This window comes from Pleurocapsa sp. PCC 7319 (genome assembly GCF_000332195.1).
Taxonomy (GTDB): Bacteria; Cyanobacteriota; Cyanobacteriia; order Cyanobacteriales; family Xenococcaceae; genus Waterburya.
Map to the genome: position 1 here is coordinate 1,061,606 of NZ_KB235922.1, position 25,075 is coordinate 1,086,680.

General features: G+C 39.2%; 22 protein-coding genes and 1 pseudogene. 9 read left to right on the forward strand and 14 right to left on the reverse strand.

What is annotated here, in order from left to right:
- Positions 1–108: 108 nt before the first annotated feature.
- Positions 109–1,092 (reverse strand): alpha-ketoacid dehydrogenase subunit beta, encoded by a 984-nt coding sequence (locus PLEUR7319_RS0108870; protein WP_019504867.1) that lies wholly within the window; start codon positions 1,090–1,092, stop codon positions 109–111.
- A 129-nt stretch (positions 1,093–1,221) separates the two neighbouring features.
- Between PLEUR7319_RS0108870 and PLEUR7319_RS0108875 the strand changes: the two genes are divergently transcribed.
- From PLEUR7319_RS0108875 to PLEUR7319_RS0108890, 4 genes are all read left to right on the forward strand, one after another.
- Positions 1,222–2,568, forward strand: coding sequence for a TldD/PmbA family protein (locus tag PLEUR7319_RS0108875; protein WP_019504868.1), 1,347 nt, complete (start codon positions 1,222–1,224; stop codon positions 2,566–2,568).
- 146 nt (positions 2,569–2,714) lie between these two features.
- Positions 2,715–3,203, forward strand: a complete 489-nt coding sequence (locus PLEUR7319_RS0108880; protein ID WP_019504869.1) for a hypothetical protein — start codon at positions 2,715–2,717, stop codon at positions 3,201–3,203.
- A 65-nt stretch (positions 3,204–3,268) separates the two neighbouring features.
- A complete protein-coding gene (locus tag PLEUR7319_RS0108885) occupies positions 3,269–3,745 on the forward strand; it encodes a phosphotransferase (protein ID WP_019504870.1) in 477 nt (158 codons plus the stop codon).
- 44 nt (positions 3,746–3,789) lie between these two features.
- Complete coding sequence (locus PLEUR7319_RS0108890) at positions 3,790–4,785, forward strand: TIGR00341 family protein (protein ID WP_019504871.1); 996 nt, start codon at positions 3,790–3,792, stop codon at positions 4,783–4,785.
- Positions 4,786–4,904: 119 nt separating this feature from the next.
- Here PLEUR7319_RS0108890 and PLEUR7319_RS0108895 read toward each other — a convergent pair whose 3' ends face one another.
- The gene (locus PLEUR7319_RS0108895; RefSeq protein ID WP_019504872.1) at positions 4,905–5,801 is read right to left on the reverse strand and encodes a pentapeptide repeat-containing protein; all 897 of its coding nucleotides are present in this window, start codon (positions 5,799–5,801) and stop codon (positions 4,905–4,907) included.
- A gap of 177 nt (positions 5,802–5,978) precedes the next feature.
- Entirely contained in the window at positions 5,979–6,620 is a 642-nt protein-coding gene (locus PLEUR7319_RS0108900; protein ID WP_019504874.1) for a microcompartments protein, read from the reverse strand.
- Between the two features lie 346 nt (positions 6,621–6,966).
- Between PLEUR7319_RS0108900 and PLEUR7319_RS0108905 the strand changes: the two genes are divergently transcribed.
- On the forward strand, positions 6,967–7,713 hold the full coding sequence (locus tag PLEUR7319_RS0108905; protein WP_026102405.1) for a sucrose-phosphate phosphatase: 747 nt from the start codon (positions 6,967–6,969) through the stop codon (positions 7,711–7,713).
- Positions 7,714–7,763: 50 nt separating this feature from the next.
- On the opposite strand, the gene PLEUR7319_RS0108910 is transcribed toward PLEUR7319_RS0108905, so the two are convergent.
- The 4 genes from PLEUR7319_RS0108910 to PLEUR7319_RS0108925 form a co-directional block, all read right to left on the reverse strand.
- Complete coding sequence (locus PLEUR7319_RS0108910; protein ID WP_019504876.1) at positions 7,764–9,107, reverse strand: TRAP transporter large permease subunit; 1,344 nt, start codon at positions 9,105–9,107, stop codon at positions 7,764–7,766.
- Between the two features lies 1 nt (position 9,108).
- Positions 9,109–9,648: a TRAP transporter small permease subunit gene (locus tag PLEUR7319_RS0108915; protein ID WP_019504877.1), complete on the reverse strand. Its 540-nt coding sequence runs from the start codon at positions 9,646–9,648 to the stop codon at positions 9,109–9,111.
- Positions 9,649–9,836: 188 nt separating this feature from the next.
- Positions 9,837–10,349 (reverse strand): single-stranded DNA-binding protein, encoded by a 513-nt coding sequence (locus PLEUR7319_RS0108920; protein WP_019504878.1) that lies wholly within the window; start codon positions 10,347–10,349, stop codon positions 9,837–9,839.
- 107 nt (positions 10,350–10,456) lie between these two features.
- A complete protein-coding gene (locus PLEUR7319_RS0108925) occupies positions 10,457–12,970 on the reverse strand; it encodes a mannose-1-phosphate guanyltransferase (protein WP_019504879.1) in 2,514 nt (837 codons plus the stop codon).
- A gap of 298 nt (positions 12,971–13,268) precedes the next feature.
- Between PLEUR7319_RS0108925 and PLEUR7319_RS0108930 the strand changes: the two genes are divergently transcribed.
- Complete coding sequence (locus tag PLEUR7319_RS0108930) at positions 13,269–13,463, forward strand: hypothetical protein (RefSeq protein ID WP_019504880.1); 195 nt, start codon at positions 13,269–13,271, stop codon at positions 13,461–13,463.
- Positions 13,464–13,479: 16 nt separating this feature from the next.
- Positions 13,480–14,274: a cobalt-precorrin-6A reductase gene (locus PLEUR7319_RS0108935; protein ID WP_019504881.1), complete on the forward strand. Its 795-nt coding sequence runs from the start codon at positions 13,480–13,482 to the stop codon at positions 14,272–14,274.
- A gap of 48 nt (positions 14,275–14,322) precedes the next feature.
- Here the strand turns inward: PLEUR7319_RS0108935 and PLEUR7319_RS0108940 are convergent, their stop codons facing one another.
- From PLEUR7319_RS0108940 to PLEUR7319_RS0108955, 3 genes and pseudogenes are all read right to left on the reverse strand, one after another.
- Positions 14,323–14,805 (reverse strand): GNAT family N-acetyltransferase, encoded by a 483-nt coding sequence (locus tag PLEUR7319_RS0108940; RefSeq protein ID WP_019504882.1) that lies wholly within the window; start codon positions 14,803–14,805, stop codon positions 14,323–14,325.
- 263 nt (positions 14,806–15,068) lie between these two features.
- Positions 15,069–16,116, reverse strand: a pseudogene (locus PLEUR7319_RS43445) (ISAs1 family transposase).
- A gap of 116 nt (positions 16,117–16,232) precedes the next feature.
- Complete coding sequence (locus PLEUR7319_RS0108955; RefSeq protein ID WP_019504883.1) at positions 16,233–17,090, reverse strand: sugar kinase; 858 nt, start codon at positions 17,088–17,090, stop codon at positions 16,233–16,235.
- Positions 17,091–17,222: 132 nt separating this feature from the next.
- Between PLEUR7319_RS0108955 and PLEUR7319_RS0108960 the strand changes: the two genes are divergently transcribed.
- Positions 17,223–18,539, forward strand: a complete 1,317-nt coding sequence (locus PLEUR7319_RS0108960; RefSeq protein ID WP_019504884.1) for a Rieske 2Fe-2S domain-containing protein — start codon at positions 17,223–17,225, stop codon at positions 18,537–18,539.
- 60 nt (positions 18,540–18,599) lie between these two features.
- Positions 18,600–19,796, forward strand: a complete 1,197-nt coding sequence (locus tag PLEUR7319_RS0108965; protein WP_019504885.1) for an esterase-like activity of phytase family protein — start codon at positions 18,600–18,602, stop codon at positions 19,794–19,796.
- Positions 19,797–19,821: 25 nt separating this feature from the next.
- On the opposite strand, the gene PLEUR7319_RS0108970 is transcribed toward PLEUR7319_RS0108965, so the two are convergent.
- The 4 genes from PLEUR7319_RS0108970 to PLEUR7319_RS0108990 form a co-directional block, all read right to left on the reverse strand.
- Positions 19,822–20,904 (reverse strand): DUF2817 domain-containing protein, encoded by a 1,083-nt coding sequence (locus tag PLEUR7319_RS0108970; RefSeq protein WP_019504886.1) that lies wholly within the window; start codon positions 20,902–20,904, stop codon positions 19,822–19,824.
- A 332-nt stretch (positions 20,905–21,236) separates the two neighbouring features.
- Positions 21,237–22,994, reverse strand: coding sequence for a R3H domain-containing nucleic acid-binding protein (locus PLEUR7319_RS0108975; RefSeq protein WP_019504887.1), 1,758 nt, complete (start codon positions 22,992–22,994; stop codon positions 21,237–21,239).
- A gap of 141 nt (positions 22,995–23,135) precedes the next feature.
- Positions 23,136–24,236 (reverse strand): circadian clock protein LdpA, encoded by a 1,101-nt coding sequence (ldpA, locus tag PLEUR7319_RS0108980; protein ID WP_036798798.1) that lies wholly within the window; start codon positions 24,234–24,236, stop codon positions 23,136–23,138.
- Between the two features lie 166 nt (positions 24,237–24,402).
- Positions 24,403–25,023, reverse strand: a complete 621-nt coding sequence (locus tag PLEUR7319_RS0108990) for a VWA domain-containing protein (protein ID WP_019504890.1) — start codon at positions 25,021–25,023, stop codon at positions 24,403–24,405.
- Between the last annotated feature and the right edge of the window lie 52 nt (positions 25,024–25,075).

Here is a 25,075-nt window from a genome sequence, read left to right on the forward strand (position 1 = left end):
AGTCGCTTCGCGGTTTATTGCTGGTCGCGATTCATCCCTAACCTATAGAGAATAGGGAATTCTCGCGACATTACGTTAAAATAAATCAAGGATGATTAGTAATCAGAGTTAAATTCTTCCTTCCATCATTTTTTGTACAGCTTCCGCAATTTGTTCTGGCTGTACAATAGTTAATCTTTCTAATGTGCCGTTATAAGGGGTAGGAATATCCTGAGAAGATAAACGCAACACTGGTGCGTCCAACTCGTCAAATAGTTGCTCATTAATTAATGCCACTAGCTCAGCACCAATGCCCCCAGTTTTCATACATTCTTCGACAATGATAACCTTATGAGTCTTACGTACTGACTCACTGATGGTTTCCATGTCAAAAGGTTTAAGGGAAATTAAGTCAATAATTTCTGGGTCGTAACCATGTTTTTCAATAGTTTTAAGTGCTTGAGTACAGTGATGACGCATCCGAGAATAGGTCAAGATTGTGACATCTTTTCCTTTTCGTACCATTTCGGCCTTGTCTAAAGGCAATACATACTCATCATTTGGCAGATCGTCCTTAAGGTTATAAAGCAATACATGCTCAAAAAACAGTACTGGATTATCGTCTCTTATAGCTGCTTTTAATAAACCTTTAGAGTTATATGCTGTAGAACAGGCAACTATTTTTAAGCCTGGAACAGCATGGAAATAGGCTTCAAGCCTTTGGGAATGTTCTGCACCCAACTGCCTACCTACTCCACCAGGACCACGGATCACCATCGGAATCTTGAAATTTCCTCCAGAGGTGTAGCGTAGCATCCCGGCATTATTGGCAATTTGGTTAAATGCCAACAGTAAAAAGCCCATGTTCATCCCTTCGATTATGGGACGTAAGCCAGTTAAAGCTGCACCCACAGCCATCCCACAAAAGCTATTTTCCGCAATTGGAGTATCTAATAAACGTAGATCTCCATATTTCTTATACAGGTCTTTGGTGACTTTATAAGAACCACCATAATGTCCGACATCTTCACCCAAGACGAAGACAGTTTTATCTCTTGCCATTTCTTCGTCGGTCGCTTCTCTCAAAGCGTTAAACATTAAAGTTTCAGCCATAACGATTTTTATCCTAAGTCACCAAAAATCAATACTATCATTACCAGGTTGTTACTATTTAACTTTATATAAGTTTAGGCTTTAACAGCAAAAGCTTCTAGCTCTTTATTCCCCAATTGTTATTTGAAGATGACTTTAACACCCCTCAATACCCTGATCACCCAACAAGAAGCTCTGGCTTTAATTGAATTCGCAATCGCCCAATCTCAAGCCGACGGAATTTTTGTTAGCCTCAGTGCTAGTGAAACTGCACTTAGTCGCTTTTCAGAGAATCAAATTAGCCAAAACGTTCGTAAAAATACTTTTAGCCTCACCGTTATTAGTTATTTTGGTAAGCGTAGTGCTTCTGCTTCTACTACAGAATTAGAGCGAGAAGCGATCGCTGCTACCGTAAAACGTGCCGAAGATTTAGCTCGCATTGCTCCTGAAGATCCTGAATGGGTGGAATTATTACCGAAGCAAACCTATAGCGATCGCCTTCCTGCTTTTGACCAAGCTACAGCAACTTTATCTCCTCTGAAAAAAGGCGAGATTATTCAACAAGTATGTTCTTTAAGTAAAGATGCAGGAGTAAACGGTTCGGGAACCCTTAGTACTAAGACATCTCTCAATGCTATTGGTAACTCTGCTGGTTTGCGGGGTTGCGATCGCACAACTGAAGCGGATTTTAGTTTTACCGCTCGTATTGACAATGGTTCTAGCTGGAATCGCTGCACTGCTTGGAGTATTAACCAATTGCCCATTACAGAATTAACTGAACAAGTTATCAACAGGGCGATCGCTTCTCGCAATCCTCAGACAATTGAACCAGGAGACTATACGGTCATCTTGGAACCGTCAGCGATGGCTAGTTTAGTTTTTTGGGTAATTTGGAATTTAGATGCCAGGGCAGCAGATGAAGGACGTTCTTTTATGTCTCGTAGCGATGACACGGGTAAGCCTATCGGCAACAAAGTCGGCGAAAAGTTATTTAATCCTATTGTTCAAGTACAGCGTAATCCTGCTCATCCTCTGTTGCAAGGAGGCAGGTTTTTTAGTAGTGGTCTAAGCAATGAAAATCTAGATATTATCAAAGATGGTGTTCCCCAAACTCTTTCTTACAGTCGCTATTGGGCAAAAGAACAAGATAAAAAACCTACAGGATCTTTGTCTCCTATTGTGATGACTGGTTCAGATCAAACTGTTACCGATTTGATTGCCAGTACTGAAAGAGGTATTTTAGTCAGTCGGGCTTGGTATGTGCGTTATGTTAATCCTCGAACTTTAGAAGTTACAGGCATGACTAGAGATGGTACTTTCTTAATTGAAGACGGTAAGATCTCTCACCCAATCAAAAACTTGCGCTTTAATCAGTGTTTGCCCGAAATGCTGAAAAATGTAGTAGCAGTAAGTCAAGCAAAACGCTGCGGCAGTAGTGTTATTCCTGGTTGTAAAGTTGAGAATTTTCACTTTAGCAGTATCACAGATAGCATCTAGATTGACTAAATCTGGGTAGCTCCATCTAATGAAGTAGATCTACTTATCACTTTGGTTGAGGCTAGATTGGGACGTTTTTCAGATGTTTTTCCTCTGTTGAATCTTTAGAATCAATTAAAACAAATTTGATTAAGGAGAAATCTATCATGGGATCTTCAGTTGCAATTATGAATAAGTCTTTTGTTGTTACTTCATTGATGTTAGGTATCTTTTCCTGTAATACTCCTCCTCCTCAGGCACAAAACATTAACTTAGATAACAAAATATGTGAGGATGCGATCGCATCTGTAGAAGGTCAATTAAAGGCGGATCACCAGCTAACAATTGAAATATCTGAGACAATTAATCACTCCTATCCCGACGGTCCCGAAGGTCGTCCCAATCAATACAGATTAGGGATAAGGGGAAATGCAGCAAATTCTGTTATGGAATCAGATGTACTACTAAATTCTCTTGCTACACAAATAATTAATAATTGTAATTCAATTAGTCTAGTAAGTTTTGGTGTCTATCAAACCGATTACATTTTAGATTATGGTTTGATATCTAAGGGAAAAGTTGAAAAGTTTCAATGTCCAGAAGATTTTGACGGGCTACCGTATAAAAGAGATTTTCAATGGGGAGAATCCTGCTGATTTTAACTGGTCTTTAAAAAGTAGTCTTTAGAGAGAATCATATTCATAACTGCTCAAATATTATTTTGAATGGAGCAAAAAGTGTAGGTTACACCACGCAACAACTGAACCAGATAAAAAATGGATTAGACACTTTAGAAAAATATCTAATTAATATTGGTTACGAAACGAATAACTTTGGTATTATCCACTCTGATTTACATTTCAACAATATTTTAATTGATTCAACAGGTCAATTAGCCATTATTGACTTTGACGAAGCAGGTTTTGGTCATTATTGGCTAGACATAGCTGTAACGTTTGACGAGTTTTATGACTACGATGAAGCCGATACTATGATTGAGCAATTTATTAATGGTTACAAAGCTGTGCGGAATATAAAATTTGACTCAACAACAATGAAAATGTTTCGCGGACTATCTGCAACCCTTTACGCTTCTTGGATATTTGCACCTGAAAATAAATGGGTAACAGCGACTAAATTAGATTACGCTAAAAATGCGCTTCAACAGATTCAAAATATTGAATCAGTACGTTGCTAAACTGCATTTACTTATTTATTAAAGACAATTTGAGCTAAAAATTAATGGATTTATGCTTAATTAAAGTTTTTCTACCTTTGACAGAAGAACAAAACATCCAACAACTGCTATCTTCTTATCCTGGGTTAGAAACCGAATCGATTTTTAAATCACAACAGCAACTTTTGGTCAACATCTTACTGAAGAAAGAACGAGTCGAGACAGTAGTAGACGATTTAAAACAAAAATTTCCTAACCTCGAAGACTGTCAACTGTTGGTATTACCAGCAGAAACCAGACCGAGTCAAACTAATGTAAAATTGCCTAAATTCTCTGAAACAGATAAAGATGATCGCGTCGACCAACAAGAAGTTTATACTCAAATCTCCCAAGGTATTCGCCTCGACACTACAGAAATTTCTTTGGTCATTTTATCTACGGTGATCGCCGCGATCGGTTTAGTACAAGGAAGCGAAGTAGTAATAATTGGGGCAATGGTAATCGCCCCCTTACTGAAACCCAACATGGCGTTAGCAGTGGCTACTACCTTTGGCGATCTATCCCTAGCAATTAAAACTATAAAGGTTGGTTTAACAGAAATTGTTATATCTTTACTGCTGTCAATTTTGTTGGGCATATTAGTACCAGTCAATCTGGGAATGAATGAGATTGCCATCAGAACCAGCGTAAATCTTTCTGATGTTGTTTTAGCTTTTGCTTCAGGAGTAGCTGGAGCAATTTCTCTGACAGTTGACGAACAAAAAGCAGTAGTTGGAGTGATGGTTTCGGTGGCACTATTGCCTCCTTTAGTAGTTTTAGGAATGCTAATTGGTTCTCAGTTATGGCAACCTGCGATTGAAACAGCAGTTTTAGTGTCAACTAATATTGTTTGTCTCAATTTAGCTGCGATCGCCACTTTTTGGTTGCGAGATGTTCGTCCCCAGCAATGGTGGCAAAAGTTTCAGGCTAGTAAAATAACTGGGATTGCAACTACTTTTTGGTTAGTTATTCTAGCTATATTAATTAGTGTTATTTTTATGTTTCAGATAAACCAAGCCTAACGAAAGCACTGTCTTTTCAGGGCAAAATACTACTCAACAAACGAGCATCAAATTAATTTTAAGAGAACCCGATCTTACTCTCGAATTATCAAAAGCGATCGCTTTGTAAATAATATTGTCTATAGATGTATAGTTCTATCAGGCATAATTGTATTTGTTAAGATTGCCTTGTCAAAAATGGTATCTTCGATGTTTGCCCCTGTTAAATTAGCTTGACTGAGGTTGGCGTTAGTCAAGTTGGCGCCTCTTAGATTAGCCTTGGCTAAGTTAGCTCCGGTTAAATTAGCTTTGGTTAAATTGGTACCTCGTAGTTTAGCTTCCTGTAAATCTGCACTTTGGAGGTTGGCGTAGCTCATATTTGCCCAACGTAAGTCACAGCGTGTCAAGTTGGCTTCTAGTAAACTGCTAGCCAAGAAATAGCTATTACTCAGGTGAGTTGCGATCGCTTTAACTCGATATAAGTTAGCTCGATAAAAACTGGCGGACTGTAATTCTGCCTCAAAAAAGTTGGCTCCTGATAAGTCTGCCTGGTCAAAACTAGCCTGAGCTAAAGCTGTCTCACTGAGATTAGCACGGTTAAGCTTTGCCTGCATAAAGTTTGCCATCCGCAATTGAGCTTGTCTAATCGATGTACCAATTAAGTTAGCCTGACTAAAATTAGCACTGCGTCCCATAATTGCTCTTAAATCTGCTCCAATCAGGTTCGCTTGATGTAAATCTGCATCAATTAGATAGGCTGACTGCAAATTTGCCCCCGTTAAGTTACTTTGTTGGAGATTAGCGTCAATTAATTCTGCTGATTCTAAATTAGCTCCCGTCAGATTCGCTTTAACTAGTTCAGCACTACAAAGATCGGCACCAGTTAAATCTGCTTTAACTAAATAAACCTCAGGTAAATTTACTCCCCGAAGATCGGCATTGATCAAATCGATTATTGGTTGATGACTACTATCTAGCCAATTAATCCAACTGATTGCCCCCTGTCTAAGTTTAGTTAAATGTTCAATATTCGCCACGAATCTACCTCTAATTGCGATCGCATTTATTTGATTTCTTACTTATTATCTGATGTTACGCACGTCAGAACTGAAAGCCTGAATATTTCGTTCAAAAATAATTGCTGAAACTATTGCAATCTGGTGTAACTGCTTAACATCAGTTACTATCTGTTTTAAGATTCCCATTTCAGCCAACTATTCATTATTTTTCTGAGTCAAACTTTCTCGTCCACTAATACTTTCAATTGCTGCTAGAGCTGCTATCGAGCCAGCAATAATATCTCGTTCTTCACCTCCTAAATAGACTCTGCCGAAGCTTCCTATTGCGGTTACTTTGAGAATATTAATTAACGCTGCTTTTTCCGCTTCATTGGCAGCAAGAGCTGCGTAAGCTGCTGGCTGTACTTCTAAGACATAAAGAGTCTGTCCAGCCAGTAACATCTGCCCACGGCAATCACGATTAATTAGCTGTGCCTGATAAGCATCAATATTACGAATAATTTGACTAGAAACTACCTGAGGTTTTAAGCTGTCTTGTTGCTTCACTCCCAATGTTTGAAGGATCGCCCTTCCTGCTGCTCTTACTTCTCCTTGCTTACTAGCATGAATTTCTAGTAGTCCATAAAGTCTTTCGACAAATTGAACTCCTGGACGTACTACCGCAGATTTGAGAGCAACATCAGTAATACGATTTATTTCAATACCAGGAGATATTTCAATCCATAAAGAAGCATCTCCTGGTAAAGGTAAAAATCCTAATGCCACTGTGCCGATGTAGGCTGCATTCTGGGATTGCAATCTATCTAAATATACGTAACTACGAAGTTCTACGCCCAAAGTTTCAGCCCTCTTGCTGTCACGAAATTACTGTCTCAACCAATCTCCAGCTAACCAGTTTGTGTCTCCAGTTGTAAAGAGTTGAGTTAGTCTCTGGGATAATTTGATTGTTTTATTGCCAAATAGTATTTATTTGAGATCACTATACAATTTATCTTTTTTGAGCATAATAGAGAGAAATTACCCGACTATTTAGTTATTTACTAAAAAGATTAAATCTGAGGATAATTTTTGGCATCGGGCAATTTTTCCTTAATTTGCTAAATATAGTGTTTATATAGTGTATGTATTTTCAATAGCAAATATTGCTATTTAAAGTTTGAATATTTTTATGAATTCCCCAAGTATGAGCCCTTTATTATTTGTAACTGATTTAGACAATACCCTGGTTGGAGACGATCCCGCGCTAGCAAAACTCAACCAGCAGTTGACTAATCACCGTGAAAAATACAGCAGTAAAATTGTCTATGCTACGGGGCGTTCTCTTTATTTGTATCGTTTACTTGCAGAAGCAAAATCTTTGATACCTCCAGATGCTCTAATTACTTCTGTGGGAACAGAAATGTATTTTGATCAAAATCAAGAACAATTTGATCCAGAATGGGCAAACATCCTCTCCCAGGGTTGGGATCGAGATGAAATCATAGCGATCGCCAACCAATTTAGTGAATTACAATCTCAGCCAAAATCAGAACAAAATCCGTTTAAAATTAGTTACTATTTGGCTGAAGCAGTATCTGAAGAAATCATCACCAGATTAAAATCTGCGCTGAGCGATCAAGGTTATATGATCAAGCTGATCTATAGTGCTGGTCAAGATTTAGATTTATTACCACAAAATGGAGATAAAGGTTTAGCCGTAAAATTCTTACGTCAGAGATGGAATATCACTGCCGAACAAACTATAGTTTGTGGTGATTCTGGTAACGATATTTCTCTATTTCAGGGACAAGAAAAAGGCTTGATTGTGGGTAATGCGAAGCCAGAATTACTTCAATGGTATGAAGATAACAAAAATGACAAGCTCTACTTAGCTCAGTCAGGCTATGCAGGTGGTATTTTAGAAGGTTTAAAATATTTTGGTTTTTTGTAAGCAGTAAATATAAATTATTCATATTTCTTTCTACTTAGTATTTAGATATCCTAGATTGGAGCTGGAGATGAACTTAAAGCTGGCAAAAAATTAACTATTTGAGGAAAAGTAATAATTAGAGCTAGCACCAAAAGTTGTAACAAAATAAACGGAATTGCCCCGCGATAAATTTCCTCGGTTTTGAGTTCTGGTGGCGCTACTCCTCGTAAATAAAAGAGGGCAAAGCCAAAAGGTGGAGTTAAGAAAGATGTTTGCAAATTAGCTCCAATAATCACCCCATACCATACCAAATCTATCCCCAACTGTTGAGCAACGGGGGCAAATATCGGAATTACAATAAAAGCAATCTCAAAGAAATCAATAAAGAAACCTAAGCAAAAGATCACCAGCATATTAACTAATAAAAAGCCGATTACGCCTCCTGGGATATTGATGAGAAGGTTTTCCATAAATCTGTCTCCCCCCAAACCCCGAAATACCAGACTAAAAGCAGTTGAACCCAGGAGAATAAACATAACCATGGTAGTAATGCGCATAGTTGCATCACAGACCTCACGCAACGCTGCCCAATTCAACTGACGATTAAATGCTGCTAAAATTATCGCTCCTACTGACCCTAAGGCACCTGCTTCAGTAGGTGTAGCTATACCCAGAAAAATACTGCCCAGCACTACCATGATTAATAAAAGAGGGGGAAGCATCACGGTCATTACTCGAACTAATAGCTTTTTACCACCAATTCTGACGCTAGGGGGAAGAGCGGGAGCAACTTCCGGCTTGAGCCAAGCGACAATCACAACGTGAAGCGCAAAAGCCCCTGCCATCATTAACCCAGGAATTAGTGAACCGATAAATAAATCACCGACAGGAATACCAAGCTGATCTCCTAAAACAACTAGGACTACACTGGGGGGAATTATTTGTCCTAAAGTACCAGAAGCAACAATTACACCGGCTGCTAATTCTTTACTATAGCCATAGCGCAACATAATCGGCAGAGAAATTAAGCCCATTGCCACTACGGTAGCTGCTACCACTCCCGTAGAAGCAGCCAATAATGCTCCAACTATTACTACTGCTAAAGCTAAACCACCTCGTACTTTGCCAAAGAGAATACCCATAGTTTCTAACAACTTCTCAGCAATACCTGTTTTTTCCAGCATTGAACCGAGAAAGATAAAATAGGGAATTGCCAGGAGGGTATAGTTGCCCATAATGCCAAAAATACGGCTGGGCATAGCATTGAAAAAACTAAAACTAAATTCTCCCACTGCTGCACCAATCAGGGCAAATATAATAGCCACCCCTCCCAAAGAAAAAGCAACGGAAAAACCAAAGGATAATAAGACTAATGCTCCGGCGAACATTGCCATTCCCAACCAGTCATAATTCATCTTAGTTATCCTCCTGACTGGTATTAGTTTCTTGATATATATGCCAATTCTTAATCGCTTCGGAAATTCCTTGGAAAATTAATAAAATAAAAGCAATAATAATCGTAAATTTGATCGGATAGCGGGGTAAACCATCAGGATCGGGAGACATCTCCCGTATCTTCCAGGAATTAATTACTGTTCCCCAAGAATAATAAATTATTAAACAACTAAACGGAATTAAAAATATAATATTGCCAACAAAATTAGCTAGAGCTTGGCGACGACGACTCCAGTTTTTATAAAAAATATCTACCCGAACGTGTTCGTTATATTTGAGTGCATAGGCTGCACCACAAAGAAATACCACGTCAAATAGATACCATTGTATTTCGATAAGGGCATTAGAAGTAAGATTAGTACCGATCATACGCCCTAAATATCGCCCTAAAACATTCCACGTTCCTACGGCAACCATCAATAATACTAGCCAATAGGTAATGCGACCAATCCATTCATTGATCAGATCAATTATATGGGCTATTTTTAATAGCTTGCTCAAACTTTTTCCTCAACCATAACTTTTTTACTTCGTAGCTAATGCTAATGGTTTTAGAGTTTGAAGTCTAGTGATGAAACTGTTTAAGCAGTAAGTATAATTATCAGATAATCTACCTTACTCCGTCTTAATAACTGTTATAAAAGATTGGTCAAAAGCTAATAGCTGATAGCTTAGAGTAAAGTAGATCGTTAAAAGGGAATTTCATCCCAGTCCTCATTACTAGTGCTTGCAGGTGCGCTACTTGGCTCAGAAATAGTTTCAACTGGGGTATGGTCAGAATAAGCAGGTGCAGGTTTAGGTTGGGGAGGGATATCAAAATCTGCTGGATTACTAGGGTTATTGCTAGACGGTTGATACCCAGATTGGTTGTTAGTAGCAAAACCTGAGATACTGGGACTAGGATTACCAAGAGGGTAAATCCTTGAGGCTACTAGTTTGGCTCGCTTTTCTTTGTATCCTTCTGGCATATCAAACAAATTCATTGACAAACGACCTTCAATAATAATTTGATCTCCAGCACTATAAGTATTCTTAATCTCTTCGGCTAAGTTTCCCCATCCTTCTACCTGTACTTTACCTGGTGCTTCTCCTTCTCTAGTGGATTCAAACTCTACCATCATTGAAGATACACTAGTTTGATCTTGAGTAGAACGTAGTTCAGGATCGCTAACGATCTGCGCCATTAAAATACAGCTATTCATCGGTTTATTACTCCTTTATATCTGACTACTAACAACTGTCTGAACAATTGTACTATTTGTTGCTGTGACTTGCATCTTGCTAGCAATTTTAATCGCAATTTTATAGGTTAACCTTGCTCGCGATCGATAAAACTTTGGACTTTATGACGATATTCAGCTAGTTGCTGATCGACCCAAGTGCGATCGCGACTGTTAGCATAAATATGTACCAAAGGCTCCCCGGCATCGGGCAAAATCAAAATCCATTTATCGTTGTGGGGGTTAACAATTTTAACGCCATCAATCAATTCCAAATTTTCTGGAGGATGATTTTCAACTAAGTATCGCATCAAGGCACCTTTGACTTTCCAGGGGCAACGTATCGAATAAGATTTGTGACAGATATTAGGCAGATCATTGCGAATATCAGCCAGCGATCGCTCTTGAATGGTTAACATTTCAATTAACTTGGCAATGCTAAACATGGCGTCAAAACCTGGATGAAGTTGAGGGAAAATAAATCCCATATCACTGTTGCCACCTAGCACTACATTCGGGTTATCTTGGGAAGCTGCCATCAAAGCAGTAGGATTAACCTTGGTGCGGATTACTTTGCCGTCATGACGACGGGCGATTTCTTCCACCGCACTAGAGGCGTGAACAGGAACAACCACTGTACTTCGAGGATTAGCAGTAAAAATAGTATTGACCATTAAGGCGGTCAAAATTTCTCCGCGAATCGGCAAACTAGACTCATCAACCAGAATAAATTGCTCCCCGTTGGCTGATACCTGTACCCCAAAATTAGCTCCTAAGGCTTCTACCACTTGACCAAGTTGATCTAACAAGAGTTCTTTTTCGGTCGCCGAAATAGCAATTTCTTTTAGGCTAGCATTTAGTACTACTGCATCACAGCCAAATTTAGCCAAAAGTTGCGGTAAAATTGCTCCAGATACAGCGTAGACATAGTCAATCACAATTTTGGAACCACTATTTCGTACCGCCTCAATATTGAGGTATTTTTCAAAGGTACGACTATAAGTATCGAGAATACCGCTAGGATAGCCAACACTGCCAATTTCTTGTACGGCAACTCGGCGCAAGTCCTCCTTGAAATAAGCCCCCTCAATTTTCTTTTCTTGAGACTTAGAAATATTAATCCCCTGTTTATCAAAAAATTCAATCAATAGATAATCAGGTCGATCGGGTTCTAAACGAATATGAATTCCTCCTGATACATCGATCAGATTAGTCATTATGGCGCGGGCAATGGGAATAGCTGTAGCCTCTAGATTCTGCACATTAATTCCCGCTGACATTAACCCGGCAATGATTGCTCGACCAACCATCCGTGATACACTACGCTGGTCGCGAGAGACAATTACTGTTGAACCTAACTTTAAAGTTGAACCATAAGATGCACCCAACTTAACTACAAACTCTGGAGTCAGGTCAATGTTAGCTAGTCCTGAGACTCCCCTTTGTCTGAAAAGTTGACGCAGGGCGGTATTGCCCCAGATTAAATTAATATTTAGAATCGCACCCGATTCAATTCTTTTGCTGGGCCAAACTCTTACTCCAGGAGCAATTTGAGCTTCTTCTCCCACAATGGACAAAGCCCCTACCACTGCCCCCTCTAGAGCTTGCGCCCGACGATCCATTCTTGTGCCACGAGCAATTGTACAGGCACGTAAATGAGCTTCATCTCCCACAGTAGCCCCATTCCAAATTATCGGACGTTTAAGATCGGCATCCGCTCCAATGGTAACGTTATCGCCAATTACCGTCCCTGACTCAATTCTTACTCTTGCTCCAATCCGACAATTATCACCAATTAAAGCTGGTGATTCGATAACAGCACTAGCATCAATATAGGTATTGTTGCCAATCCAAATTCCTGCAAATTTCTCGTGATATGTAAAATCTAGCTTAACTTTTTTAGCTAACCCATCGTACTGCGCTTCCCGATAAGCTTCTAGATGACCTACATCACACCAGTAACCTTCAGCGACATAACCATACATCGGTTCTTGATACTTTAACAATAACGGAAAAAGATCTTTGGAAAAGTCTGATTCTTCATTTTCTGGCAGATAATCTAAGACTTCTGGTTCTAGGATATAGGTACCTGTATTTACAGTATCAGAGAAAATTTCGCTCAAGGAAGGCTTCTCTAAAAAGCGGTTTATTTTTCCGTCTTCATCGGTAATTACAACCCCAAATTCAACAGGGTTAGGCACGCGAGTCAAAATCAGAGTGGCTTTAGATTTCTTTTCACGATGGAAGGCGATCGCCGCTTGTAGATCAAAATCGGTGATGGCATCCCCGCTAATGGTAATAAAAGTATCATTTAACCATTGTTGAATATTTTTGACACAGCCGGCAGTTCCCAAGGGTTGTTCTTCTTCAACGGCATAAGTCATTTCTACTCCGAAGTCGCTCCCATCTTGGAAGTAGTCGCGCATCACATCAGGCAGATAATAAAGAGTAGCGATAACTTCAGTAATACTGTTGCGTTTTAATAAGTTAATGATATGCTCAGCGATGGGACGGTTAAGTACTGGCACCATCGGCTTAGGAAGATCACAAGTCAAAGGACGCAACCTAGTCCCCGAACCTCCAGCCATTAGCACTGCACGCATTAGACCTCCTTGTTTATCGGTTAATGTTAATTTTGGACAACTAGTGATCGTTTAATAATTTACTTTTTGATTTTTTTGTATCTTATAACTTCCAATTTAAAGCAGTTGTTGAGCAAAAAAGCAAAATTAAAGCGATTTCAGCAAAATCAAGTAACACTCTTTGCTCATATTCACTGTGTATTGTAGAACAATGACCAGTCCAGTATGGCTTGGCAAATTTAGATCTGGGCTTAAGGGAAGGAAAATCTGACAATTGTTAGAATGTAAGTTGCTGTAAGTTTGTTTAATCAATATAGATATGCCGCACTTTATTGGTTTTATATTGTTCTTGATTTACGTGGGTGGAATCTGGAAATTTTTATCTGGTTTTCGCCGCACTAATTTTAACTCTAGTTTACCTGGACGAATTACATTAGCTTTATTATGGCCAGTTCTGCTAGCTGCTAATAAATCTTATCGTCGTAATTTTCGCAAAGCTTTGAAGGGTCAATAAACGTTAATTGCTGATAATGAGAGGAAATATTTGGCTCATTGGGGGCACAAGTGAAAGTGTAACCTTAGCCAAAGCGATCGCCTCATACCAAATACCTTTGGTTATTACTGTTACAAGCCAATCGGCTAAGTCTCTTTATCCTCTTACTAGCAACATTTTAGTGGGCTGTATGGATCAAATTCAAATGCAGTCTTTTTGTGAGGAGCAAATGATCCTCGCTGTAGTTGATGCCTCTCATCCCTATGCAGTTGAAGTTTCCCGTCAGGCGATCGCCGTTACTACCCAACTCAAGATTCCTTATTTACGTTTTGAAAGAATTAATTATCAACCATCAGATTCTATTTCAATTAACTCATCGATAATTCAATTAGATAGTTTTACAACTCTCCTTTCGGGGAAATATCTGCAAAATCAGCGAGTTTTATTAACTGTCGGTTGTAAATCTTTACCTTTGTTTCAAGTTTGGCAGGATCGCGCCACTCTGTTTGCGAGAATCTTGCCTAAAATAGAATCTCTAGAAATAGCTCTAGAATCTGGTTTTACAAGCGATCGCTTGATAGCTATTCGTCCACCTATTAGCATTAACTTAGAAATAGCTTTGTGGCGCAAGTGGCAAATATCTCTAGTTGTTACTAAAGCCTCTGGCAAGGCAGGAGGTGAAAATATTAAACGTCAAGTGGCAGCCGAATTAGAAGTTCCGTTAATTATTATTGCTCGTCCCCAAGTACCTTATCCTCAAAAAACATCCATCATCCCAGAGGTATTGGCTTTCTGTAGCCGGGTAAGCAAAATTGACAGTGGTAAAAATTAGAACTTCTAACTCCGAATTCCGAACTCCCAACTCTCCTTGATTATTGCTTTAGAGTAAATCCAAAATCATTTCATTTCCAGGAATAAAACCCAGATTTTCATATACTGGTTTTCCCCAGGGAGAAGCATGAAGAACGGCTCTAGTACAGTCTAAATTTTTGAGATACTCGATAGTTTTATTGGTTAATTGAGTTGCAATTCCTTGACGACGATAATCTGATTCAACAAATACGTTCCAGATATAACCGTATTTCCGTTTTTCTAATTTAAACGGTGATGGATAAAGACCCTGAAATAGTTGACAACTTGCAGAACCTACAATTTGATTTTTATTTATATCTTGGGCAATAAAACCTTGAAAAGAAAATTCTTGACGTGCTTGTTCGATAAATTTCAAAGTTATTTCTAGCCAATCTTCCCGCAAAGAATCCGAGGGAACTTTGTTATCTAACCATAACTGATAAAAATGCTGGGCAATAATAACATCATTCTCTGGTAAAGATTTGGCGATCGCAATTTGAGAGTTAGGCATATCAAAAATTTTAATTTACCTGATTTAATTAACTTCAGATCAAGCGATCGCTCTAGAACAATCTCTCTTAAATGTTAGCGTCTACGAGAATTAGCGATCAAAAGGTATTGAACTAACTGTAGAATTAATATTATTTTGTGCCCAAAAACTCAAAATAGTACCAGGAATCAAGATTAGGAAGGATAAATAATACATAATTTAATTAGACCAATATCAATAAGCGATCACAATATTTTGTTGTTTTAGTTGATTGATTTCCAGGGCTATTTCATTCTAAAAAGAGAAGCAATCTGTTTTAAACTGAATTGGCATTTACGTTGTGCCTGAGCCATATTGTCAAATCCAGAATCTCGATATAAATTGAGAGCTAAGTTACGTGCGATCGCTAAAATCTGAGGTAATGGTAAGGTACGAATTCTAGATTTGTCTTCTCCTTGAGTAACATCGCGAACATAGTGAACTTTATTTTCTACACCCCAATAACCACGAATTCTTTGATAAAACTCGAAGGCTGATTCGGTCAAATCAGAGATATAGTATCTGGTACTAAACTCCGTTTTATACTTGAGTTGGCGTTCTGATTCTACTTTAATGAGCGTTTTAATACTCGACCATTTAGGCAACTTCAAATCTAAGTAAGCAGTACTAACTCTGCGTTTTTCGATTCTTCCGTGACCTTTAAAAATATTGTAAAAACTGTCATGTTCGACAAATTTCGTTTTTACAGCTTGATCTAGTTTGGGTTGATTTCCTTTGACAGCAGCAAGATAGTGATTTCCGCTATTGATAATTGTTTCAATAGTTTTTTTGTGTATTGATTGCATCAAATGCAAAAACTACCCCTTCAACGGCTAAAGCCTCAATAAATTTGGGTATTGCGGTAATTTCATTACTCTTGTTTTTAACTTTTTCTGGTCTTAGGATTAGTCCTCTTTCAACTAGGTAAGCCGTAACTAATGTGATTGCCTTGTGTGGCTCACAATGAGGGTTGTCTGACGAAAGTAAGTATGAGCCTTTTAACACTTTTCCGTCCAATGCCAAAGTCTCACCTGCTAACGGTTTGATTTCAAAAAAACTTGCTAATCTAGCTGAATACTCCTCGTAATCCAAATTTAATAATGCTCTCCTAATTGTGCTGTAAGAAGGGATTCTTCTGACTTCAAATAACTCTTTTAATTCTTCACTGTACGATTTTAGCCAATCTCCGAGCGCAAGAAAGCCTTGGTTGCCTGCTGTCACCCCCAGTGTAAACAGAGCCAAACATAATTGTAATGAATGCCTTGTTCCCTGTTTTCTTCTACGATCTGGCATTCGAGAGAATGCTTCTATTATCGCTATTTCACTCACTTTTCTAGTTTATTTACACTACCACAATTACAATATCACCTAGAATGAAATAGCCCTGGATTGATTTCTATTCTGATGAATTAAGATGTAAGCCAACTTCTAGTGCCAAAAAATTGACAGGATTTACTAGCTATGTTCGCTGCTTTACTTAGAGCAGTAGGAAAATTTGCTTGAAGAATATAATGACAAAAAGCACCATGGAAAATATCTCCTGCACCCAGTGTATCCAAAGCATTGATTGAAGCAACAGGTATAGTAGAAATCTTTCCTCGATCAAGATATTGAATAGGCTGTTTCCCTCTGGTAATAGCTATTTGAGAAATCCCCATATTCTGTAGAAAGTCAAACACCTCTTCGGTATGATGGCATTGGGGAGGATAGAAATTAGCCGAACAAATAGCATAATCGACAAAAGACAGTACTTTTTCAAATCCTGGTTTCCAGCTACCGCCATCAATTACTATCGGAATTTGTTTACTTTTGGCTACTTTAACAAGTTCCCAACTTACTTCCATTTGATGTCCATCAATCATAATAATGTCTACGTTAGTTAGAATATCTTCAGGTATTTGCGAACGTTTAGCCTGAGATTTAAGAGCATTAATCGAAATTACTGAACGCTCTCCCGTAGAAGCGGTAACGATGATCGATGAAACTGAAGGACTAGCTGATTTTTCAGGAATTAAATCCAGTATGTCGATTGGATAATTTTCGAGATCGGTTTTAATTAATTGACATAAGGGATGCTGCCCTAAAACAGTTAGTAATTTTCCTTGATTACCAAAATAACTAAAAGCAACCGCAGCATTGGTCGCCGGTCCTCCTGCTGCGGATAAATAATCTAGAGCCACTACTTTTTGATTTGCCTGAGGATAGCGATCGCTCAAATAAATAAAATCCAACGTCGTTAAACCAACAAATAATCCTTGATATCCCATTGTTAACAAAAATATGCCCAAGTATTTGAATATTAAACAGGAGGTAAATAACAGCCGACGTTTTTAGCTTAAATCCCTAAAACCCATAAAGAGCGATAATTAATAGTTAATAGTAAATAACATAATCGATCAATGGAAACTGAGTTTAATTTTTGGCAAAACTGGTACCCTCTTTCTCCTATCGAAGACTTAGATCCCAAAATTCCGACTAAGGTAACGGTATTGGGAATTCAATTAGTTATCTGGAAGCCCCAAAATTCTGATAGTTTTCAAATATTTTTGGATCAGTGTCCTCATCGTTTAGCACCCTTGAGCGAAGCCAGGATCGATGAAACGACCGGAAATCTTATGTGTAGCTATCATGGCTGGCAATTTGATAGTCTCGGCAATTGTACTCATATTCCTCAAGCAGAAAATCCTCAATTAACCAATAACAATCAACAGCTATGCGCTACTGTATTTCCTTCTCGCCAAGCTAATGACTTACTTTGGGTCTGGATGGATTCTAAATCTGCTGAAATGGCAGCCAAAACTAGTTTACCCCTATCTCCTCAAATCGATGCGAAACGAGGTTTTGTTTGGTCTTCTATGGTTCGAGATTTAGAATATGATTGGCAAACTCTAGTAGAGAATGTCGCCGACCCCAGTCATGTACCATTTGCTCATCATGGAGTGCAGGGAAACAGGGAAAACGCTAAACCGATACCCCTCAAAATAACTCAATCTACTATAGATTTAGTCGAAGCAAGTGTTAATAAGCCATTTAAAACGACTATTACCTTTCAGCCTCCTTGTCGCCTGGAATATGAGATCTCTTTTAGTGAAGAAAAACAGGTAGGTTTAGTGACTTACTGTATTCCCGTTGCTCCTGGTAAATCAAAAATTGTCGCTCAATTTACCCGAAATTTTGCTAAAAGACTGCAACATTTAACTCCCCGTTGGTGGGAGCATATTAAGATACGAAATCTAGTTTTAGATGGCGATATGATTCTCTTGAAGCAACAAGAGCAATTGTTACAACAATCTGGTAACTGGAAAGCTGCTTATAAACTCCCTACCAGTGCAGATCGCTTAGTCATTGAATTTCGTAATTGGTTTGATCACTATAGCAACGGAAAATTACCTTGGCATGAGGTAGGAATTGAAGCTAGTCCTGGTTCTCCCATCAATATTGACCGCGCCCAATTATTAGATCGCTATACGCAGCATACTCAAAACTGTAGTAGCTGTCGTCAGACCCTCAAAAATATTCAATTATTACAAAAAATCTTGATCGGTAATTTTATTTTGACTGTTTCTCTGGTGGCAGTAATGAATGACGATTTAAGAAGTAGTTTAGGTTTGCTACTAATAATTATTTCACTTATAGGTTTAGGTATTTGGAGTTGGTTGAAATATTGGTTGCAACCACAGTTTTATTTTGTCGATTATATCCATGCAGAGAAATAGAGTTGATAATCCCGCTCTAATAATTAGTCTACCTGCTCGATTAACCTGGTAGATTGAATAATGTATGTTTTACTGCCAAAAAAGACTGTGAGCGATCGCCAGGTGGGATTTCCCTTAAGATTTTTAGTTAATTTATTACTTGTTCTGATTCTCTTTTCTCTAACAGCCTGTAGTCCGCCTCAGAGGGTCAGCGCTACAGAGCGAATGTTTCGCAATTTTTCTCTAGAATTTGTAGATCAATATGAAATTTCCCAAGCAACATTTAAAGATACTATAATCGGTGGGCTATCAGCGATCGCCTATGAGCGTCAACAAGATCGGTTTTATGTGTTGTCTGACGATCGAGGTGTACGCTCTCCTGCTCGGTTTTATACTTTTGAGCTAAAGGTCAAACAAACTGATAATGACCAAATCAAAATAGACAGCTTTAAGCCCAAAAAGGTTATTTTGCTCAAGGACGAACAAGGTCAAAATTTTCCAGTCGATAGCATCGATCCAGAGGGACTTGCTCTTTCTCCCAGGAATACAATTTTTATCTCTAGCGAAGGTAATCCGACCCAAAATATCGAGCCTTTTATTGCCGAATTTGATTTAGAGACTGGCAAAAAACTTTTAAATGTCCGTTTACCAGGTCGCTATCTTGACAATGAAGAGCCAGATCAACCTCAAGGAATACAAGAAAATCTAGCATTTGAATCTTTAACGATTAATCGTATTGGCTTACCTGAAGACCCCTTTCGCTTATTTACGGCTACTGAATCGGCATTAATTCAAGATGAATCCTATGAAGGTGAAGAACAAGCCAGGATTCGTTTATTACACTATGTAATTAATCCCATTGGCAATCCAGTTTTAGTTGCGGAACATTTATATCTGCTTGAATCAGCACCCATAGAAATCATTTCCAATGGTTTAACAGAATTACTAGCTTTACAGACTGAAGGCTATTTTCTTAGTTTAGAGCGAACTTTTGGCTTTACTGGAGCAGGAGCTAAAATTTTTCAGGTAGTTATTGGCAATGCTACCGATACCAGTAATATTTCTAGTCTTAAAGGAGACTTAACTCAAATAAGACCTTTAAAAAAACAACTTTTATTTGATTTACAAGAATTGGGAATTTATTTGGATAATCTCGAAGGGATGACCCTCGGACCTCGTTTACCCGATGGTAGCCAGAGTTTACTCTTAATCAGTGATGATAATTTTAATGATGAACAGATTAGTCAATTGCTTTTGTTTCGCTTAGTAGAAAATTAATTATTATCTGTCTGTTTTACATTGATTACATTGATTTCAAACCTGTTAACAATTCTTGTTGGGCAGTAAATGCCAGATTACAGATCGATTCTTGCCAGTCAGGGCGATCGCTATAAAAAGCATTTAGCATATTTTGTTTAATCCTTTGAGCTTGCTGAGTGTTAAAGTCTCCATATGCTTGTAGCCAATGATCGGCTCGCAGAGCATTAAAAACTTCTACTTCTGTTATGGTGCCAAATTCATAGGCAGCAGCAAGACAATTTGATTGAGTCAATTTATTTTGTAGTGCTGCGATGAGAGTTCCTTGAGGATGATAAGGAGCAACGGAGTTAGCTGAACCAGTAATTACTAATTTATTTCCCCAAACTGCCGTCGCTAAATTCTCTGTTTCCCCAGTATTAGCGGCAAGACTCATTAATTGACCGGTGGCATATTGTCCTAAACCAGTGTGATAGTCAAGCAAACCCACTGCCTGCTTATTCTGCAAATATTGATTGATTATTTGGCAAAAGACTCGATTTGACCAAGTAGGAACTTCACCACCATAAAAAGGTGCGTACCAATAGTGATATTGCCCTTGGGCTAAAGCTTCAATGTGAGAGGATGATTGAGATAAGTACTCAACAATTTGATTTAGAGTTTCAACTTGAGTTTCTTCTGTCCATTCTGGAGGCACAATCACCTCGGATAAATCATCATAAAGGGAATTGCTGGGCAATGGCTGCTGAAAATCTCGAAAATTTCGATTCAGATCTACTCCTTCTTCATTTACCCGTCTAAGATGACTCATGCCCCAGGGATTTAGCCCATGAATCATTATGATTGCCAGATTGCGATCAGCTTGACGATGCCAGCCTGTTTGAATTGAACTTACTTGGATACCCGAACCACAATATCCCTCTATTCCATGAGTTCCAGATACTAAGACTATTACTTTTTTGGCTGCTAGATCGCCAAACCAAGCTAAATCAACATACAGTTTTTCGCCCGCGATACCTCTCAAGGAATGTTGCCATGATTTGACGAAGGTTGCTCGCTCGGCACAGCAAGCCATGAAATTATCACGGGCTTCTTGATAAGAGTGAGCAAAATAATTGCTGTATTGCATTAGCGGATAATTGATGATGGTGACTATCTCCTACAGCGAAGGTAGATTGCTCGGCAAAAACCCTACTGTCATCTCCCAATCATATTCACCTAGCATTTCGGATATTACTTAAGCAATATGTTGCTGAGTAAGTAGCTCCACCTAATAAAACGTCTAATAGAACAGTAAAAAAATTGAAGATGATTCTCCCTAATCCCTAACCCCTATCACCTAACCCCGATCTTAACCATTCCATGTTTAATAAAGTGGATCTACTTATCAGGAGTTTCGAGTTTCGAGTAATTGAGCAGAGAACGCTTAAACTCAATTACTCATTGCTAATTACTTATTCATTAAGCAGGATATATTCTCAGGCGGCGATTAGGCTCGTCACCAAAGCTATCGGATTGTAAACGGTAATGCTCGATCAGTTCATGCTGCATTTTCCTTACTTTTGCCGATCGCGGTAGTAATTCTACTGGTTGTCCTTTGGGAATCACAATTTGCTCTACGGCTAGTCTAGCTTCTTCTAAGGCTTCTATTTCGTCATCATTTCCAGCCTTGCTAAACAATCGTAAATCAGTTGGTTCGGGAATATTCGGATCGTCTAAATTTAAGATTTGGCGAAAAACCCGAGTAACTTGAGGAATCGTATTTGATTTGACCGTATAAATTGGTATATGACGGTCTTTAGCAATATTGCGTAACTTGGAATGATGTTTGATCTGCGATCGCAATGCTACTACTGCATCCGCTTCGTCTAAATCTTTGGTTAACATCACTGGTAAATCTAATACCTCAATGACCTGATCCAGCTGGGAGCGACCAATTCCATAAGCATAAATATAAACAGGCCAATCTTCTCCATTGGGGCCAGGAGTACGAATTTTTTGACTATTGGGGTCTTGAGTCCGCCAAGACCGTTCTAGCATCCTCTCAAATTCTGAATTACCTCGTTTAGATTTCCCTCCTTGAATCGATACGGGAGTCATTTTCCCCGATGCTCTTAAACCTTGGGGATGTAATGGAGTAACTGCCGTAGTATTGTTGTTTGTGGCTAAAGGTTTAAAAGATGGCTGAGAGTCTTCATGAATAATTGTCACTTCACCACTGTCATCCACAGTTCTAACCTGAGCGGGAGGTTCAATACCTCGTAATAGTGTATCTATGGTAGCTGCTACATCATCATGAACCACCCAACGCTGCCTTTCGAGCATTTCTACAGCAATGGCGAAGGTTGGTGGTGCTTTTCTTTCTAAAACGGTTTTCTGGGTTCGACGACGGCGGGCTTCGTCATCTCCCAAGGTAACGCTTTGGATCCCTCCTACCAAATCAGACAGGGTAGGGTTCTTAATTAGATTCTCAACAGTATTCCCGTGAGCCGTACCTACGAGCTGCACTCCCCGTTCAGCAATAGTTCTGGCGGCCATAGCCTCTAGCTCTGTACCGATTTCATCAATAACAATTACTTCAGGCATATGGTTCTCAACCGCCTCGATCATCACTTGATGCTGTAGTTCGGGACGAGCTACCTGCATTCTACGAGCGCGACCTATAGCAGGGTGAGGGATATCACCATCTCCTGCAATTTCGTTAGAAGTATCGATGATCACCACTCGTTTTTCGAGATCATCTGCTAAAACTCTGGCAATTTCTCGAAGGGCGGTAGTTTTCCCTACACCGGGGCGACCTAGCAATAGAATTGATTGTCCTGTTTCTACTAGATCGCGGATCATCACAATCGTACCGAAAATTGCTCGTCCAATACGGCAGGTTAGACCAATAATTTCTCCAGTACGATTACGAATGGCGCTAATGCGATGCAGAGTTCGTTCGATTCCTGCGCGATTATCAGTGCTAAACATCCCTACACGGTCAATACAGTGTTGAATCTCTGCCTTGGTTACAGGTTCATCACGAATATAGGTAACGCGATCGCTAAAACGGGCCTCAGGTAGTCTGCCAAGATCCATAACTACTTCAATCAGGTTTTTGCTATCCTGCTGAAGATTTTCTTCTAACTTAGAGCGAATCGAATCGGGAAAAATGGTGAGTAACTTATCCAGGTTATCGGTAATTTGCATCCGATGGGAAGGTATTTCTGACTGCATTTAAAAATAGATCTTTGGCTAATAAATATTAATTGGTAAGAATATTCAAAAAAAAGCTAGTAGCTAATGGCTAATGGTGAAGCACTTGCGTTGGGCGGGTTCCCCGACTTGAGCAAAGTGCTGAACCCGAAGGGCTAATGGCTAAGATATTTTTTTAATTTGGCTGACTAATTGGCTAGCCATCCCAACAGCTTGCCCTAATAGCTCTATGTCCTGTTCTAGCTTTAAATTAAGCTGGTTCATTGGTCGATTTATAGTTAAATTTAGTTGTGTATTTTGCAGTCCAGTTATTTCTAATTTAGCTAATATTGGCGATAAAATACCACGAGCATAGCTACCATAAGCTACTCCAGAGACAGAATTATACTTAGAGCGCAATTTTTGGGGCCGCAGCATATTTTCCTGTCTGAGTTTTTCTACTGTATAGTCGTTAGTTCCCCCAGCAAGCTGAACATGTCCAGGCAGTTTCGCCTGTAAAACTTTCTGGGCAAAAGCGATCGCGGCATGGGTTGTTCCCCTCCCGATATCTCCACTCATAGAGCGTCCATCAGTTTGCCAAATTAGAGGGCAAGGTAAGGGACTAATTAATTCATAGAGCGATCGCAAATAATCGATAATATTTGGCGCGTCAGTACAGCTAATCGCCAATAACTTAAGCCGCCCAACTATAGGGGCAACATTCTTCCATACTCTTAGGAAGTCATCATGATGCCCCGCCTGAGTATGTATCTCAATTGCATCTATGGTCATCGATTCAATCCAAGGTACAACTTCCTTAGGACTGGATACGAAAGAACGAGTACCAATTAATTCTTCTGGACAAATTGGTACACAGCGACCACAACCATAACAAAGATCATCTATAACCCCACCAAAGTTAAAATTGATCGCCTCAGCAGGGCAAACCTGAACACAAGGTTGCGGACAATCACTAGGACATTGATTTAAATCAAACTCTGCCTTACGAAAATGAGGATCTTCCCCATCACTAATACTGACCATTAACCAGGGCAAAGTATTGAGATTAGATTTTTCTTGTAGTTTTTGGGCTATGCTGATACCTTCCTGAGCAGCAGCAATCACAGCAGGATCGGCAGCTACATCGATGCAGTCAGCTCCAGCCAGACTATAAGCTAAAGCCAAACTGCGAACTGCAGGAAGATGCTGATAGCTGGCACCGCAAATTAACTTGAACCAGCTACCATCCAACAATGAATGTAAAGGGTCTGATTGAACTCTCACTCTTACATCCTAATGTTTTGTCTGTCATTAGTGTTAGTTTTTTTGCCGCTGACAAGTTATTATCTACTCGTACAATTATTGAAACATAAAGGTACTATAGATTGCAATCTACTGTTCCGGATCACCTAAATTCACTACTTATCCTTCATCCTTCATCCCTCCAAGGCTATCCTGTAATCGCGTTGAGTAATACCTCTGCTAAAGTTAGACCCCCCATATCATCGATGGTAATGGTATCGACAATATCAAATTTCGCTCCGGCTGATTCTAACTGGTCGTCTAAAGCTTTGAGAAATTGGGTAGCTTTGCGATCATTTCCCACTTGAATTAGAGAGATACCCAGTTCTTCGTCCCGATCTATTTGGCGGGAAGCTTCAATAATCACACGCATTACAGCCTTATAATCATCTGGCTCCCCATCGGTAATCACCAAAATAGTCTCGCCATTGACTTTAGCTTGTCCTGCGGCTTTGCGTTCAAAGTAATTATTGACTGCATCAGACAGGACGCTGGCTAAATCAGTACGTCCCATAGGATCATTTTCCGCATAAATACTACTGACCTTATCGGCAGTAACATTATCATAACGACGGAAGCGACCAGAAAATAAATAAACTGTAATGCCATCAGGATCGATTTTTTCACACTCTTGCGCTAGAGCCAGGGTAGATTCTTGAGCAGACTTCCAACGAGTTTTCCCCTTTGGACGGTCATTAATCGACATACTGCCGCTTTTATCAATAATTAGTGTATAGTCGCGATCTTCGACAATAGAGCTTTCCACCATGATGTCACTATCTCATTTTTTGTGCTGATTTTCTTCATCCAGCCTATTACAA

Coding starts and splice junctions, on each gene's coding strand:
- PLEUR7319_RS0108870 (WP_019504867.1), bottom strand. CDS start 1,092: ATGGCTGAAACTTTAATGTTTAACGCTTTGAGAGAAGCGACCGACGAA.
- PLEUR7319_RS0108875 (WP_019504868.1), top strand. CDS start 1,222: ATGACTTTAACACCCCTCAATACCCTGATCACCCAACAAGAAGCTCTG.
- PLEUR7319_RS0108880 (WP_019504869.1), top strand. CDS start 2,715: ATGGGATCTTCAGTTGCAATTATGAATAAGTCTTTTGTTGTTACTTCA.
- PLEUR7319_RS0108890 (WP_019504871.1), top strand. CDS start 3,790: ATGGATTTATGCTTAATTAAAGTTTTTCTACCTTTGACAGAAGAACAA.
- PLEUR7319_RS0108905 (WP_026102405.1), top strand. CDS start 6,967: ATGAGCCCTTTATTATTTGTAACTGATTTAGACAATACCCTGGTTGGA.
- PLEUR7319_RS0108910 (WP_019504876.1), bottom strand. CDS start 9,107: ATGAATTATGACTGGTTGGGAATGGCAATGTTCGCCGGAGCATTAGTC.
- PLEUR7319_RS0108920 (WP_019504878.1), bottom strand. CDS start 10,349: ATGAATAGCTGTATTTTAATGGCGCAGATCGTTAGCGATCCTGAACTA.
- PLEUR7319_RS0108925 (WP_019504879.1), bottom strand. CDS start 12,970: ATGCGTGCAGTGCTAATGGCTGGAGGTTCGGGGACTAGGTTGCGTCCT.
- PLEUR7319_RS0108930 (WP_019504880.1), top strand. CDS start 13,269: ATGCCGCACTTTATTGGTTTTATATTGTTCTTGATTTACGTGGGTGGA.
- PLEUR7319_RS0108935 (WP_019504881.1), top strand. CDS start 13,480: ATGAGAGGAAATATTTGGCTCATTGGGGGCACAAGTGAAAGTGTAACC.
- PLEUR7319_RS0108940 (WP_019504882.1), bottom strand. CDS start 14,805: ATGCCTAACTCTCAAATTGCGATCGCCAAATCTTTACCAGAGAATGAT.
- PLEUR7319_RS0108955 (WP_019504883.1), bottom strand. CDS start 17,090: ATGGGATATCAAGGATTATTTGTTGGTTTAACGACGTTGGATTTTATT.
- PLEUR7319_RS0108960 (WP_019504884.1), top strand. CDS start 17,223: ATGGAAACTGAGTTTAATTTTTGGCAAAACTGGTACCCTCTTTCTCCT.
- PLEUR7319_RS0108965 (WP_019504885.1), top strand. CDS start 18,600: ATGTATGTTTTACTGCCAAAAAAGACTGTGAGCGATCGCCAGGTGGGA.
- PLEUR7319_RS0108970 (WP_019504886.1), bottom strand. CDS start 20,904: ATGCAATACAGCAATTATTTTGCTCACTCTTATCAAGAAGCCCGTGAT.
- PLEUR7319_RS0108975 (WP_019504887.1), bottom strand. CDS start 22,994: ATGCAGTCAGAAATACCTTCCCATCGGATGCAAATTACCGATAACCTG.
- PLEUR7319_RS0108990 (WP_019504890.1), bottom strand. CDS start 25,023: ATGGTGGAAAGCTCTATTGTCGAAGATCGCGACTATACACTAATTATT.